Origin of the sequence: Streptomyces sp. NPDC091209 (assembly GCF_044757755.1) — a bacterium.
Classification (GTDB): Bacteria; Actinomycetota; Actinomycetes; order Streptomycetales; family Streptomycetaceae; genus Streptomyces.
The window spans coordinates 21,272-35,458 of sequence record NZ_JBIVVR010000001.1; the positions used below are offsets into that span (position 1 = coordinate 21,272).

At 70.9% G+C, this 14,187-nt stretch carries 14 protein-coding genes; 6 read left to right on the plus strand and 8 right to left on the minus strand.

Annotation, left to right across the window (positions count from 1 at the left end; all coding sequences use genetic code 11):
* Positions 1-35: 35 nt before the first annotated feature.
* Positions 36-1,535: an MFS transporter gene (locus tag ACIQRL_RS00115; RefSeq protein WP_401324877.1), complete on the minus strand. Its 1,500-nt coding sequence runs from the start codon at positions 1,533-1,535 to the stop codon at positions 36-38.
* 112 nt (positions 1,536-1,647) lie between these two features.
* Between ACIQRL_RS00115 and ACIQRL_RS00120 the strand changes: the two genes are divergently transcribed.
* Positions 1,648-2,334, plus strand: coding sequence for a FadR/GntR family transcriptional regulator (locus ACIQRL_RS00120; protein ID WP_401324880.1), 687 nt, complete (start codon positions 1,648-1,650; stop codon positions 2,332-2,334).
* A 488-nt stretch (positions 2,335-2,822) separates the two neighbouring features.
* Here the strand turns inward: ACIQRL_RS00120 and ACIQRL_RS00125 are convergent, their stop codons facing one another.
* The 3 genes from ACIQRL_RS00125 to fabG all read right to left on the minus strand — a co-directional run bounded on the left by ACIQRL_RS00125 (position 2,823) and on the right by fabG (position 4,829).
* A complete protein-coding gene (locus ACIQRL_RS00125) occupies positions 2,823-3,182 on the minus strand; it encodes a hypothetical protein (RefSeq protein ID WP_401324883.1) in 360 nt (119 codons plus the stop codon).
* Positions 3,183-3,336: 154 nt separating this feature from the next.
* Positions 3,337-4,104 carry an enoyl-ACP reductase FabI gene (fabI, locus tag ACIQRL_RS00130; protein WP_328556313.1) on the minus strand — a complete coding sequence of 256 codons (768 nt, stop codon included), beginning with the start codon at positions 4,102-4,104 and terminating at the stop codon, positions 3,337-3,339.
* A gap of 5 nt (positions 4,105-4,109) precedes the next feature.
* Positions 4,110-4,829: a 3-oxoacyl-[acyl-carrier-protein] reductase gene (fabG, locus tag ACIQRL_RS00135; protein WP_401324886.1), complete on the minus strand. Its 720-nt coding sequence runs from the start codon at positions 4,827-4,829 to the stop codon at positions 4,110-4,112.
* Between the two features lie 270 nt (positions 4,830-5,099).
* Here fabG and ACIQRL_RS00140 point away from each other — a divergent pair, with 270 nt between their 5' ends.
* From ACIQRL_RS00140 to tyrS, 3 genes are read left to right on the plus strand one after another with little or no spacing between them, the layout of a single operon-like run.
* Complete coding sequence (locus tag ACIQRL_RS00140) at positions 5,100-6,623, plus strand: TldD/PmbA family protein (RefSeq protein ID WP_401324888.1); 1,524 nt, start codon at positions 5,100-5,102, stop codon at positions 6,621-6,623.
* Positions 6,620-8,014 carry a metallopeptidase TldD-related protein gene (locus ACIQRL_RS00145; protein WP_401324891.1) on the plus strand — a complete coding sequence of 465 codons (1,395 nt, stop codon included), beginning with the start codon at positions 6,620-6,622 and terminating at the stop codon, positions 8,012-8,014. Before ACIQRL_RS00140 ends, ACIQRL_RS00145 begins: the two co-directional genes overlap by 4 nt.
* A 44-nt stretch (positions 8,015-8,058) precedes the next feature.
* Positions 8,059-9,327 (plus strand): tyrosine--tRNA ligase, encoded by a 1,269-nt coding sequence (gene tyrS / locus ACIQRL_RS00150; RefSeq protein ID WP_401324893.1) that lies wholly within the window; start codon positions 8,059-8,061, stop codon positions 9,325-9,327.
* Between the two features lie 109 nt (positions 9,328-9,436).
* On the opposite strand, the gene ACIQRL_RS00155 is transcribed toward tyrS, so the two are convergent.
* Positions 9,437-9,712 carry a GlsB/YeaQ/YmgE family stress response membrane protein gene (locus ACIQRL_RS00155; protein ID WP_401324895.1) on the minus strand — a complete coding sequence of 92 codons (276 nt, stop codon included), beginning with the start codon at positions 9,710-9,712 and terminating at the stop codon, positions 9,437-9,439.
* Between the two features lie 253 nt (positions 9,713-9,965).
* On the opposite strand from ACIQRL_RS00155, the gene ACIQRL_RS00160 reads away from it, so the two are divergent.
* Together ACIQRL_RS00160 and ACIQRL_RS00165 are read left to right on the plus strand one after the other, a co-directional pair.
* Entirely contained in the window at positions 9,966-10,355 is a 390-nt protein-coding gene (locus tag ACIQRL_RS00160; protein ID WP_401324898.1) for a DUF3099 domain-containing protein, read from the plus strand.
* Positions 10,356-10,694: 339 nt separating this feature from the next.
* Positions 10,695-10,949 (plus strand): hypothetical protein, encoded by a 255-nt coding sequence (locus tag ACIQRL_RS00165; protein ID WP_401324901.1) that lies wholly within the window; start codon positions 10,695-10,697, stop codon positions 10,947-10,949.
* 13 nt (positions 10,950-10,962) lie between these two features.
* On the opposite strand, the gene moaA is transcribed toward ACIQRL_RS00165, so the two are convergent.
* The 3 genes from moaA to ACIQRL_RS00180 form a co-directional block, all read right to left on the minus strand.
* Positions 10,963-11,952, minus strand: a complete 990-nt coding sequence (gene moaA, locus ACIQRL_RS00170) for a GTP 3',8-cyclase MoaA (protein WP_401324904.1) — start codon at positions 11,950-11,952, stop codon at positions 10,963-10,965.
* A gap of 183 nt (positions 11,953-12,135) precedes the next feature.
* Complete coding sequence (locus tag ACIQRL_RS00175) at positions 12,136-13,773, minus strand: cation acetate symporter (protein ID WP_401324907.1); 1,638 nt, start codon at positions 13,771-13,773, stop codon at positions 12,136-12,138.
* On the minus strand, positions 13,770-14,126 hold the full coding sequence (locus tag ACIQRL_RS00180) for a DUF485 domain-containing protein (protein WP_401324910.1): 357 nt from the start codon (positions 14,124-14,126) through the stop codon (positions 13,770-13,772). The genes ACIQRL_RS00175 and ACIQRL_RS00180 overlap by 4 nt, the downstream gene beginning before the upstream one ends.
* Positions 14,127-14,187: the final 61 nt, after the last annotated feature.

Here is a 14,187-nt window from a genome sequence, read left to right on the forward strand (position 1 = left end):
GGGTCACCGGGTCACCGGGTCACCGGGTCACCGGGTCACCGGGCAGCCTCGTCCTCCACGGTGCGGTTGCGGCCCGCCAGGATGCCGATGCCGATCTGCGGGAGCATCAGCCCGGCCATCATCGCGAGCGGCAGGCCCCAGCCGCCGCTGTGCTGGTAGAGCACACCCACGAGCAGCGGGCCCGGGATCGAGATCAGATAGCCGGTGCTCTGCGCGAAGGCCGACAACTGGGCCACACCGGCGCCGGTCCGGGCCCGCATGCCGACCATGGTGAGGGCCAGCGGAAAGGCGCAGTTGGAGACGCCGAGCAACAGGGCCCAGGCCCAGGCACCCGCCGCCGGGGCCAGATAGAGGCCCGCGTATCCGGCGAGTCCGCAGAGGCCGAGGACGACCACGATGGGTCCCTGGTGGGGCAGGCGGGTGGCGAGGCGCGGGATGACGAAGGCCAGCGGCACGCCCATGACCATGGTGACGGCGAGGAGCAGTCCGGCGGTGCCGGCGGCTACACCCGCGTCGCGGAAGATCTGTGCCATCCAGCCCATCGTGATGTAGGCGGCGGTGGCCTGGAGGCCGAAGAAGACGGCGAGCGCCCAGGCCGTACGGCTGCGGGTGATGCGCAGCCTGCCGGACTCGTGCGCGGTGGCGGCAGCGGCAGCGGCAGCGGCAGCGGCAGCGGGCCCACGGTCTCCTGCACGGGCCGCGGCGGACCCGAGGTCACCGGTACGGACTGCGCCGGCGGCGACCGTCTCAGGGTCACCGGTACGACCTGCGCCGGACGCGGCGGGCCCTCGGTCATCGGTACGGACCGCGGTGGCGGCGGCAGCCTTACCGCGACCGGTGCGGGCCACGGCCGCGGCCGGCCCACGGTCAGCGTCGCGGGAATCGGCGCCCCGCGCGCGTACCAGCAGAATCCACGGGACGACGGCCGCCGCCGCGAGGCCCGCCCACACCACGAGTCCGGACCGCCAGGTGCCGCCCAGGGCGTCGGTCATCGGGACGGTCACCGCGGCGGCGGCCGAGGTGCCGAGCGCGAGGGCCATCGAGTAGAGGCCCGTCATGGAGCCGACCTTGTCGGGGAACCAGCGCTTGACGATCACCGGCATCAGGACATTGCTGACGGCGATGCCCATGAGCGCGAGCGCGCTGGCGGCCAGGAAGCCGGCGGTGCCCCCGATGTACGGGCGCACGGCCAGGCCCGTCGTGATGGCGACCATGCCCGCGCAGACGACGGCGGCGGGCCCGAAGCGGCGGGCGAGCCGCGGTGCCATCACGCCGAAGACGGCGAAGCACAGGGGCGGTACGGAGGTGAGCAGTCCGGCGACGCTGCCGCTCATGCCGAGGCCGCCGCGCACGTCTTCCAGGAGGGCGCCGAGGCTGGTGATGGCCGGGCGCAGGTTGAGTGCGGCGAGGACGACGCCGGCGACCACGAGTCGGGTCGTCCACGCGCGCGGGGCAGGCGTCTCGGGTGCCGTGCTCTCGGTGGAGCGGTGTATCGCTGGGGACGTCGTCGCCGTCCGGGTCTCCTCGATGGCCATGACGCCCATCATAGAATCATGGGATGATTGGCTGTCCAATCCTGCTGCGTTAATCTCCGGAACCTCCGGCCCCGCGCGAACGACCACAGCCGGGCCCGTACGAAGGACCGTCATGCCGCTGAGCCATCCCCGCCGTTCGGCCCTATCCGAGCAGGTCATCGCCGAGCTGCGGAACCAGATCACCTCGGGCGAGTGGCCGGTGGGCTCCCGTATCCCCACCGAGCCGGAGCTCGTCGACCAGCTCGGTGTCGCTCGCAACACCGTGCGCGAGGCCGTCCGGGCGCTCGCCCACAACGGGCTGCTGGACATCCGGCAGGGCTCCGGCACCTACGTCGTGGCGACCAGCGAGCTGGCGGGCGTGATGCACCGCCGGTTCGCGGACGCCGACCCGCGGCACATCGCCGAACTGCGTTCCACGCTGGAGTCGAGTGCCGCCCGGCTGGCCGCCGAGCGGCGCACCGAGCGCGATCTCAAGCAGTTGGACGCCCTTCTCGTACGCCGGGAAGAGGCTTGGGGGTCGGGCGACGCGGAGAGCTTCGTGGCCGCCGACGCGACCTTCCACCTGGCGGTGGTGGCCGCGTCCCACAACGACGTCATGACGGCGATGTACGCGGATCTGGGCGAGGTGCTGCGCGACTGGCTGCGCGAGGACGTCGGCAAGGAGCTGACGCCGGAGACGTACATGGACCACGACCGGCTCGTGGACGCGATCAGGACGGGCGACGCGGAGGCCGCCGCCTCGGAGGCCGCGAGCTACCCGTTCCAGTGCCGCCCCGGCCGGCCACCGGGTCAGGGCTAGTCACGCCTCCCGGCCGCCGACAGGCCCGCCTGCACACCCGGCCTGCACAGACACGGCCGGGGACGCCCGGCGGGCGCGGAGGCCACGAGCCAACCGTTCCAGCGCCGGCCCGACCCGCCGGCCGACAGGTCGGGGCTAGACACGCCTCCCAGCCGCGACAGGCCCGCCTGCACACCCGGCCTGCACGGACACGGCCGGGGACGCCCGGCGGGCGCGGACGGACGGGGACCGGCAAGCACGGGCACAGACCGGGACGCCGGCAGGCGCGGGCGCCGACCCGAGCAGTCAGCAGACGCGGGCACCGGACCCGGGACCGTCGGCAGGCCCGAGTGCTGGACCCGGGCAGGCAGCAGACGCGCACAACCGGCCCGGGCGGACGACAGGCGGGGGCGCCGGGCCCGGACAGCCGCCAGACCCGGACACCGGACCCGGGTGGGCGGGTGTCGCCGCCCGTGGGTGCGGGCAGTGGCTGCGGAGCGCGCTGGGCGTCATGGCCCGTGGGTGATCCAGACCGTGCGGATCTCCTTCCAGCAGCGGCCGGTCAGCCGGACCGTCATCGCGGGTCCGACGTCGACCGGGGCGCTGTCGCTGTCGATGTCCCACCAGCGGGCGCACTCGACGTGCAGACTCACGCGGTCGGTGCCCACATAGGGGTTGTGGCAGTACGCGACTACATGCGAACCGGTGACGGTGGTATGGCACTCGGCGCCGAACGGCTCGGGTACGGCGGGCGTCCGGGGCCCCCCGTTCGCACCGTCCACGCGCGGGTGGGGCATCGCTTCGTACGGCACGGCCATCACCAGGGCGACGGCGGCGAACACCGGGGCAATGCGGCGGGACAGGCGCACAAGGGGACCTCCTCGGCCGTACGGCTGCGGGGCGGTGCGTCCTCCCAGCGTGCGGGTCACGGGGTCCGGGCCGCCCGGTCGAATGGGCCGAACGGGCGACGCCCCGCTCCCCGCGCGCTGCGGGAAACGGGGCGTCGATGCCGTGCGTAAGCGTTTACGCGCCGATGGCGTGCAGACCGCCGTCCACGTGGATGATCTCGCCCGTGGTCTTCGGGAACCAGTCGCTCAGCAGGGCGACGACGCCCTTGCCGGCCGGCTCCGGGTCCTTGAGGTCCCACTCCAGGGGCGCGCGGGTGTCCCACACGGAGGCGAGCTCGCCGAAGCCCGGGATGGACTTGGCGGCCATGGAGCCGATCGGGCCCGCCGAGATGAGGTTGCAGCGGATGTTCTGCTTGCCCAGGTCGCGCGCCATGTAGCGGCTGGTCGCCTCCAGGGCGGCCTTGGCCGGGCCCATCCAGTCGTACTGCGGCCAGGCGTACTGCGCGTCGAAGGTGAGGCCGACGACGGAGCCGCCGTTCTGCATCAGCGGCAGGCAGGCCATCGTCAGCGACTTCAGGGAGAACGCCGAGACGTGCATGGCGGTGGCGACCGACTCGAACGGCGTGTTGAGGAAGTTGCCGCCGAGCGCGTCCTGCGGTGCGAAGCCGATGGAGTGCACGACGCCGTCGAGGCTGCCCAGCTCCTCGCCGACGACTTCGGCCAGACGCCCGAGGTGCTCCTCGTTGGTGACGTCCAACTCGATGACCTTGGTGGGCTTCGGCAGCTTCCTGGCGATGCGCTCGGTCAGCGTGGGCCGCGGGAACGCGGTCAGGATGATCTCGGCGCCCTGCTCCTGCGCCAGCTTGGCGGTGTGGAAGGCGATGGAGGACTCCATCAGCACACCGGTGATCAGGACGCGCTTGCCCTCGAGAATTCCGCTCATGGTGATCAGTGACCCATTCCCAGTCCGCCGTCAACCGGGATGACGGCTCCAGTGATGTACGAGGCTTCGTCCGAGGCGAGGAACCGCACCGTCGCGGCGATCTCCTCGGGCTGCGCGTAACGGCCCAGCGGTACCTGCGACACGATGTTCGCGCGCTGCTCCTCGGTGAGCGCCTGCGTCATGTCGGTGTCGACGAAACCGGGCGCGACGACGTTGAAGGTGAGGTTGCGCGAGCCGAGCTCCCGGGCGAGGGAACGCGCGAAGCCGACGAGGGCGGCCTTGGACGCGGCGTAGTTCGCCTGCCCCGCCGAGCCGAGCAGCCCGACGACCGACGAGATCAGCACCACGCGGCCCTTCTTGGCCCGCAGCATGCCACGGTTGGCGCGCTTGACCACGCGGAAGGCGCCGGTGAGGTTCGTGTCGATGACCGAGGTGAAATCCTCCTCGGACATACGCATGAGCAACTGGTCCTTGGTGACGCCGGCGTTGGCGACCAGGACCTCGACCGGGCCGTGCACGGCCTCGATCTCCTTGTAGGCCTGCTCCACCTGCTCGGTGTCGGTGATGTCGCACTTGACCGCCAGGCACCCCAATTCCGTCAGGGCGGCCGGCGGCTCACCGGACCGGTACGTGATGGCGACCTTGTCGCCTGCGTCGGCGAATGCGCGGGCGATGGCGAGGCCGATGCCCCGGTTGCCTCCGGTGACGAGAACCGAGCGGCTCAACGGATCACCCTTTCGTTAGCGGACTGAAACCCCTGCAATACAGGCGCCTTCCTCGAAAACCTATCGGTCCGCCCGGCCTCCCAGAGAATCGGGCACCGACAGTGGGTTCGGGTGACTGCTGTCGGATCCCTACAGAAAGCCGAGGCCGTACGGCCGGAAAGCCGGACGGCGCGGCCGAAAGACGCGCCCGGTCACGGCAAAGGCGTGGCCGCCGCACCGCCCGTCGCGACATGATCGGACCCGACGGGCCACGACAGCAGGGAGACCTCGGTGCCTCATTCCATCGACGAAGCCTTCACGGCGCTACCGCTGCGCGCACTCGCCGACGCCGCGCTCGCGCGGGCGCGGGCGCTGGGCGCCGACCACGCGGACTTCCGGTTCGAGCGGGTGCGCAGCGCGTCCTGGCGGCTGCGCGACGCCAAGCCCGCCGGGTCGTCGGACACCACCGACCTGGGGTACGCGGTACGGGTCGTGCACGGCGGGACCTGGGGGTTCGCGTCGGGTGTGGATCTGACGATGGACGCGGCCGCGAAGGTCGCCTCGCAGGCGGTGGCGATGGCCAAGCTGTCGGCCCAGGTGATCAAGGCGGCCGGGTCGGACGAGCGGGTGGAGCTGGCCCGGGAACCGGTGCATGCCGAGAAGACGTGGGTCTCGTCGTACGAGATCGATCCCTTCTCCGTGCCGGACGAGGAGAAGGCGGGGCTGCTCGCGGACTGGAGCGCGCGGCTGCTGGCGTCCGACGGCGTCAACCATGTCGACGCGTCGCTGCTGACCGTGCACGAGAACAAGTTCTACGCCGACACCTCCGGGACCGTGACCACCCAGCAGCGGGTGCGGCTGCACCCGCAGCTCACCGCGGTGGCCGTCGACGAGTCCAGCGGCGAGTTCGACTCGATGCGGACGATCGCTCCGCCGGCCGGGCGCGGCTGGGAGTACCTGCTGGGCACCGGCTGGGACTGGGACTCCGAGCTGGAGCGGATCCCCGGGCTGCTCGCGGAGAAGATGCGGGCCCCGAGCGTCGAGGCGGGGCTGTACGACCTCGTCGTCGACCCGTCCAACCTGTGGCTGACCATCCACGAGTCGATCGGGCACGCCACCGAGCTGGACCGCGCGCTCGGCTACGAGGCCGCGTACGCAGGGACCTCCTTCGCCACCTTCGACCAGCTCGGCAAGCTCAGGTACGGCTCCGATCTGATGAACGTGACCGGTGACCGCACCGCCGAGCACGGCCTCGCGACCGTCGGGTACGACGACGAGGGTGTCGAGGGCCAGTCCTGGGACCTGGTGAAGGAGGGCACGCTCGTCGGCTACCAGCTCGACCGGCGGATCGCGAGACTGACCGGCTTCGAGCGGTCCAACGGATGCGCGTACGCCGACTCCCCCCGGCATGTGCCGGTGCAGCGGATGGCCAACGTGTCGCTCCGGCCGGACCCCGGGGGGCTGTCCACCGAGGATCTGATCGGGGGCGTCGACCGCGGCATCTACGTCGTCGGCGACCGGTCCTGGTCCATCGACATGCAGCGCTACAACTTCCAGTTCACCGGCCAGCGCTTCTTCAAGATCGAGAACGGCCGGATCACGGGTCAGCTGCGTGATGTCGCCTACCAGGCCACGACCACCGACTTCTGGGGTTCGATGGCCGCGGTGGGCGGCCCGCAGACGTATGTCCTGGGCGGTGCCTTCAACTGCGGCAAGGCCCAGCCGGGCCAGGTCGCCGCGGTGTCGCACGGCTGCCCGTCCGCCCTCTTCAAGGGTGTCAACATCCTCAACACCACGTCGGAGGCCGGTCGATGAGCGCCCGTACGAGCAAGCCGCACGAGGTCGTCGAGCGCGCCCTCGAACTGTCCCGGGCCGACGGCTGTGTGGTGATCGCCGACGAGCAGTCCACCGCCAACCTCCGGTGGGCGGGCAACGCGCTCACCACGAACGGGGTCACGCGCGGGCGCACGCTCACCGTGATCGCCACCGTCGACGGCCGCGAGGGCACCTCGTCCGGTGTGGTCTCGCGCTCGGCCGTGACCGCCGACGAGCTGGAGCCGCTGGTGCGGGCGGCCGAGGCCGCGGCGCGGGGCGCCGGTCCCGCCGAGGACGGCCGGCCGCTGGTGACGGGCGTACCGGAGTCCCCGGACTTCACGGACGCGCCCGCCGAGACCTCCTCCACCGTCTTCGCCGACTTCGCGCCGACGCTCGGCGAATCGTTCGCACGCGCGCGGGCGGGCGGCCGTGAGCTGTACGGCTTCGCCAACCACGAGCTCGTCTCCAGCTACCTCGGTACGTCGACGGGGCTGCGGCTGCGGCACGACCAGCCGAACGGCACGCTGGAGCTCAACGCCAAGTCCCCGGACCGTACGCGTTCGGCGTGGGCGGGACGCTCGACGCGGGACTTCAAGGACGTCGACCCGGCCGCGCTGGACGCGGAACTGGCCGTACGGCTGGGCTGGGCGCAGCGGCGCGTCGAGCTGCCCGCCGGGCGCTACGAGACGCTGCTGCCGCCGACCGCCGTCGCGGACCTGCTGATCTACCAGATGTGGTCGGCAGCCGCCCGGGACGCGGCCGAGGGCCGGACCGTCTTCAGCAAGCCCGGAGGCGGCACCCGGATCGGCGAGCGGCTCACCGAGCTGCCGCTGACGCTGCGCAGCGACCCGAACGAGCCGGGGCTGGAGTCCGCTCCCTTCGTCCTCACGCACTCCTCGGGCGACGACGCCTCCGTGTTCGACAACGGGCTGCCGCTCAAGGCCACCGACTGGATCCACGAGGGCGAGCTGCGGCATCTGTCGACCACCCGGCACAGCGCCGGGCTGACGGGGCTGCCGGTGACGCCGACGATCGGCAATCTCGTCCTCGACGGCGGCGAGGACCGCTCCCTGGAGGAGATGGTCGCCGCGACCGGGCGCGGTCTGCTGCTGACCTGCCTCTGGTACATCCGCGAGGTCGACCCGGCGACGCTGCTGCTGACCGGGCTCACCCGGGACGGCGTCTATCTCGTCGAGAACGGCGAGGTCGTGGGCGAGGTGAACAACTTCCGGTTCAACGAGTCTCCGGTGAACCTGCTGGGGCGGGCCACGGAGGCCGGGCGGACGGAGAAGACGCTGCCCCGGGAGTGGAGCGACTGGTTCACCAGGGCCGCGATGCCCGCCCTTCGGGTGCCGGACTTCAATATGAGCTCTGTCAGCCAGGGCGTATAACCTCATACCTGATTCACGAGACCACTCAAGGAGATACGAGAACCGTGACGGACATCGTCGACGAGCTGAAGTGGCGGGGCCTGTTCTCCCTGTCCACTGACGAAGATGCTTTGCGCAAGGCGCTCGCGGACGGTCCCGTCACGTTCTATTGCGGCTTCGACCCGACCGCGCCCAGCCTGCACGTCGGCCACCTGGTCCAGGTGCTCACGATGCGCCGGCTCCAGCAGGCGGGGCTGCGGCCGCTCGCCCTGGTGGGCGGGGCGACGGGCCAGATCGGTGACCCGCGCCCGACGGCCGAGCGCACGCTGAACGACCCGGAGACGGTCGCGAACTGGGTGACACGGCTGCGTTCGCAGATCGAGCCGTTCCTGTCCTTCGAGGGCGAGAACGCCGCGCTCATGGTGAACAACCTCGACTGGACGGCGGGCCTGTCGGCCATCGAGTTCCTGCGGGACATCGGCAAGCACTTCCGCGTCAACAAGATGCTGACCAAGGACTCGGTGGCCCGGCGCCTGGAGTCCGAGGAGGGCATCAGCTACACGGAGTTCAGCTACCAGCTGCTGCAGGGCATGGACTTCCTGGAGCTGTACCGACGCCACGGCTGCACGTTGCAGCAGGGCGGCAGCGACCAGTGGGGCAACCTCACGGCGGGCCTGGACCTGATCCACCGCCTGGAGCCCGGCGCCCATGTGCACGCGCTGGCGACGCCCCTGATGGTCAAGGCGGACGGCACCAAGTTCGGCAAGACCGAGGGCGGCGCCATCTGGCTCGACCCCGAGATGACGACGCCGTACGCGTTCTACCAGTTCTGGCTGAACGTGGACGACCGGGACATCTCGACGTACATGCGCATCCTGTCCTTCCGTTCGCCCGAGGAGCTGGCGGAGCTGGAGCAGCAGACCGAGGAGCGTCCGCAGGCCCGTGCCGCCCAGCGCGCGCTGGCCGAGGAGCTGACGACGCTGGTGCACGGCGCCGATCAGACGGCTGCCGTGATCGCCGCGTCCAAGGCGCTCTTCGGGCAGGGCGAGCTGACAGAGCTCGACGAGCGGACGCTGAGCGCGGCCCTGTCCGAGGTGCCGCACATCCAGGTCGCCGAAGCGGGTCTCGTCGTGGACCTCTTCGCGGAGGTCGGTCTGGTGGCCAGCAAGTCCGCCGCGCGCCGCACGGTCAAGGAGGGCGGGGCGTACGTGAACAACGTGAAGGTCGCCGCCGAGGACGCGGTCCCGGGCAAGGAGGACCTGCTGCACGGGCGGTGGCTGGTGCTGCGCCGGGGCAAGAAGAGCCTGGCCGCGGTCGAGGTCACGGGCGGTTGAGGCCTGCCCGCGCCCATGCCCGCGCAGACGAAGGGGGCGGCTCCCTGACGGAGCCGCCCCCTTCGCCGTGCCGCCGTTTCCCGGGGAGGCCGGGTGGCGGGCGGTGGTCTCAGGCCTTCGCCTTGTCGCCCCGTAGGGCCATGTAGAGCATGTCGCCGAGGAAGACGAGGACGATCGCGGCGCCCAACTGCAGCGCGTGCCGTCCCCAGTCGATGCCTCTGGTCTCGGCGATGCCGAAGCCCCGGGCGATCGCGTTGCCGACGATCGCTCCGAGGATGCCGAAGATGGTGGTCAGCCAGAGCGGGCTGTGCTGCTTCCCGGGAATGATCGCCTTGGCGAGCAGGCCCAGCACGAACCCGACGATGATCGCCCACAACCAGCCCATGTCCGCCTCCTAGTACCGCTCCCCCGGTGCCGCTCCCCGTGAGCAGTACCGTCAGTCTCTTGCCGTCCGCCATACGGCGCATGTCGGGCGCCGCCGTACGCGCTACGACGCACCATGTCCACCCGATCGGGACATGCCCCGGTCTCGAAGGCGGCGCAGACGCGGCGTACCGTGGAGGGAGTCCGGGCCCGCTTCCTCGGCGGGTTCGTGCCGGGTACGGACCGGGGAGCGTCCGACAGGCAGGTGGTGGAGTGTGATCAGGAAGCAGAGCAACGTCCAGGTCTTCCGGATCACCGGAGCCAGGCAGAGCCTGGACGACGATGTGCGCGGCCGGCAGCGCCGCTATGTCATCTCGATGTCCGTCCGGACGGTGTCCGTGATCCTGGCGGCCACTCTGTGGAACGTCGAACGACCCGTCGCTCTCGTCGCGCTGGTCCTCGGGATCCTCCTGCCGTACGTCGCCGTGGTCATCGCCAACGCCGGCCGCGAGAACGCGCCGTCGCTCCCCTCGACTTTCGTCACCGCGCCGTTGCGTCCGATGATCACTCCGCCCCGGCAGGACGGCTCCGACGAGGCGTCTCCCCAGGGTGCCGCGGCCGATCCCGGGGCGCCGACGGGGGCCGAGCCGCGCGACCCCGGCTGAGCCCGGACCGGGGTCGCACCGACCCCGAACTCGCCGCGGGGGAAAGCCCGTTCAGCCCAGGACGGACATCGCGGGATGCTCCGAAAACGGAATATCGCCGCGCAAACAAGCTCAAGAAAAGCTCAGATCAATCATGTTGTTCCGGTGCCGGGTGGCGGGTTACCCGTGACATACTTCGTACGCGCTCCGCATCCCCCGTCGGAGCGACGGACCGACGCCGGGCAGCTCCCCCCGTGGCTGCTCGGCGTCGCCTTTGTGTGCCCTCGGAGCCCCACCCAAGAACACGGCAGGCCCACCGCGCGGAACGTGTGACGCGAGGCCTCGGCTAGGGTCGGCAGGGTGATTCTGAACGCCCCCGGCTCCGATCCCGCCTCCCCCGTCTGCTCGGCCAAGGCCTGCCGCGCGGACGCCGTGTGGGTGCTCGTCTGGAACAACCCGAAATTGCACACGCCCGAGCGCCGCAAGACCTGGCTCGCGTGCGAGGAGCACCGCGAGCACCTGTCGCAGTTCCTCGGTGTGCGCGGGTTCCTGAAGGACGTCGTGACGCTCGCCGAGTGGGAGGCCTCCCGGCCGGTCGAGCGCGGCGAGGAATAGCCGGCGGACCGCGTCAGCCGCCGATCGCCGACATCGGACGGTCGGGCTGCACGAACGACGGGTCGTCCAGGCCCGCCCCCGCCTTCTTGCCCCACATCGCGACGCGCCAGACGCGGGCTATCTCCTCGTCGGGCGCGCCCGAGCGCAGCGCGGCCCGCAGGTCGGTCTCCTCGGTGGCGAAGAGGCAGGTGCGCACCTGGCCGTCGGCGGTGAGCCGGGTGCGGTCGCAGGCCGAGCAGAACGGGCGGGTGACCGAGGCGATCACGCCGACGCGATGCGGGCCGCCGTCGACGATCCAGCGCTCGGCGGGGGCGGAACCCCGTTCGCCGGCGCCTTCCTCGGTGAGCTCGAAGCGGGTGCGCAGCGAGTCCAGGATGTCGCCGGCGGTGACCATGCCGTCGCGCTTCCAGCCGTGCTGGGCGTCCAGGGGCATCTGCTCGATGAAGCGGAGTTCGTAGTCGTGCTCCACGGCCCAGGCCAGCAGGTCCGGGGCTTCGTCGGCGTTCAGGCCCGGCATCAGAACCGAGTTGATCTTGACGGGGGTCAGGCCGGCGCCGTGGGCGGCTTCGAGGCCCTCGATGACGTCCTTGTGCCGGTCACGGCGGGTGAGGGTCTTGAAGACGTCGGGGCGCAGGGTGTCCAGCGAGACGTTCACCCGGTCCAGGCCGGCGGCCTTCAGGGCGGTCGCGGTGCGCTTGAGGCCGATGCCGTTGGTCGTGAGGGACATCCGGGGGCGGGGGGCGAGGGCCGCGACCCGCTCGACGATGCCCACCAGGCCGGGCCGCAGCAGGGGCTCGCCGCCGGTGAAGCGGACCTCCTCGATGCCGAGGCGGGTGACCGCGATCTCTATCAGGCGGACGATCTCGTCGTCCGTGAGCAGATCGGGCTTGGCGAGCCACTGCAGGCCCTCTTCGGGCATGCAGTACGTGCAGCGGAGATTGCAGCGGTCCGTCAGTGAGACACGCAGGTCGGTGGCGACCCGGCCATAGGTGTCGATGAGCACGCGGGCCCCCTCCCTCGATACAGATCTCTTTTCCGGACACCTGCGAGCCTACGTGACGGCACGGACAACGACAGGGGCCCGATCCCACGAGACGCGGCGCGGGCCCGTCGTAGGGACCTACCAGTGGTGATCCACCGGCAGCCCTGCGGCGGGCCCGCGCCGTGCCGTGTCCGGTCCCGGTCGCTAGTGCGCTCCGGTGCCCGTCAGGGAGCGGACCTCCAGCTCGGCGTACTTGCCGGCGTCCGGCTCCTCCTTGGACAGGACGGTGCCCAGCCAGCCCAGCAGGAAGCCGACCGGGATGGAGATGAGGCCCGGGTTCTCCAGCGGGAACCAGTGGAAGTCGACGTCCGGGAACATCGAGGCGGGCTTGCCCGAGACCACCGGGGAGAACAGCACCAGGCCGACCGCGGTGACCAGACCGCCGTAGATCGACCAGAGCGCGCCCGGGGTGGTGAACCTCTTCCAGAACAGGCTGTAGAGGATCGTCGGCAGGTTGGCGGAGGCGGCGACCGCGAAGGCGAGGGCGACCAGACCGGCGACGTTGAGGTCGCGGGAGAGGGCGCCCAGCAGGATGGACACGGCACCGATGCCGACCGTCGCGTAGCGGGCTGCCGCCATCTCCTGCTTCTCCGAAGCCTGCCCCCGCTTGATGACGTTCGCGTAGATGTCGTGCGCGAAGGAGGACGACGAGGCGAGCGTCAGTCCCGCGACGACCGCGAGGATCGTGGCGAAGGCGACGGCGGAGATGGTGGCGAGCAGGACCGCGCCCCAGGTGGAGTCGACGCCGCCGAGGTGCAGGGCGAGCAGGGGTGCCGCCGTGTTGCCCGCCTTGTTGGAGGCGATGATCTCGTCCGGCTTGATCAGCGCGGCGGCGCCGAAGCCGAGGGCGAGGGTCATCAGATAGAAGGTGCCGATGAGGCCGATCGCCCAGATGACCGACTTCCGCGCGGTCTTGGCGGTGGGCACGGTGTAGAACCGGATCAGGATGTGCGGCAGGCCCGCGGTGCCGAGGACCAGGGCCATGCCGAGCGAGATGAAGTCCAGTTTGGTGGTGGACGTGGCGCCGTACTTGAGGCCGGGTTCCAGGAACGGGGAGCCCTTGCCGCTGTTCTCGGCCGCCTTGCCGAGGAGGTCGGAGATGTTGAAGTGGAACTTCAGCAGCACCAGGAAGGTGAGCAGCAGGGCGCCGACGATCAGCAGGACCGCCTTGACCATCTGGACCCAGGTGGTGCCCTTCATCCCGCCGATGGTGACGTAGACGATCATCAGGACGCCGACGAGCGCGACGATGCCGATCTTACCGCCGTCGCTGGTGATGCCGAGGAGCAGCGAGACCAGGACGCCCGCGCCCGCCATCTGGGCCAGCAGGTAGAAGATCGACACGACGATGGTGGAGGTGCCCGCGGCGGTACGGACCGGGCGCTGGCGCATGCGGTACGCGAGGACGTCGCCCATCGTGTACCGGCCGGAGTTGCGCAGTGGTTCGGCGACCAGGAGCAGGGCCACCAGCCAGGCGACCAGGAAGCCGATGGAGTAGAGGAAGCCGTCGTAGCCGAAGAGGGCGATCGCGCCGGCGATGCCGAGGAAGGACGCGGCGGACATGTAGTCGCCGGAGACGGCGAGGCCGTTCTGGAAGCCGGTGAACTGGCGGCCGCCCGCGTAGAAGTCGGCGGCGTCCTTGGTCTGGCGGCCGGCCCAGACGGTGATGACGAGGGTGGCGGCGACGAACACCGCGAACAGGGTGATGATCAGCGGCCGGTGCTGGCTCGCCTCGCCCGCGGCCAGCACCGTGGTGTGCGCGGTCGTCCGTACGGAGCTCATGCGCCGCCCTCCATCCGGGACTTGATGGCGTCGGCCTTGGGGTCGAGCTGGGTGGCCGCGTGCCGCGAGTACCACCAGGCGATGAGGAAGGTGGTGAGGAACTGGGCGAGGCCGAGCACCAGGGCGACGTTGACGTTGCCGAACAGCTTGGTGCCCATGAAGCCGCCCGCGTAGTTCGAGAGCAGCACGTACAGCAGGTACCAGAGGATGAATCCGACGGTCAGCGGAAAGGCGAAGGAGCGGTGGGAGCTGCGGAGTTCACCGAATTCGGCGCTCTCCTGCATCTCGGTGAACGCCTCGGTGGACGGGAGCGGGGCTCCGGTTTTCGCGGGTGGTGGTGCGTCGGTGGCCACGGTGTCTCCTCGCGTTGCGGATGCGGTTACGACGGTGGACGGGGGCTGGTCGGGGACCCTC

Coding starts and splice junctions, on each gene's coding strand:
- ACIQRL_RS00155 (WP_401324895.1), bottom strand. CDS start 9,712: ATGGGCTGGTTGTGGGCGATCATCGTCGGGTTCGTGCTGGGCCTGCTC.
- ACIQRL_RS00145 (WP_401324891.1), top strand. CDS start 6,620: ATGAGCGCCCGTACGAGCAAGCCGCACGAGGTCGTCGAGCGCGCCCTC.
- fabI (WP_328556313.1), bottom strand. CDS start 4,104: ATGAGCGGAATTCTCGAGGGCAAGCGCGTCCTGATCACCGGTGTGCTG.
- ACIQRL_RS00175 (WP_401324907.1), bottom strand. CDS start 13,773: ATGAGCTCCGTACGGACGACCGCGCACACCACGGTGCTGGCCGCGGGC.
- ACIQRL_RS00120 (WP_401324880.1), top strand. CDS start 1,648: ATGCCGCTGAGCCATCCCCGCCGTTCGGCCCTATCCGAGCAGGTCATC.
- ACIQRL_RS00115 (WP_401324877.1), bottom strand. CDS start 1,535: ATGGCCATCGAGGAGACCCGGACGGCGACGACGTCCCCAGCGATACAC.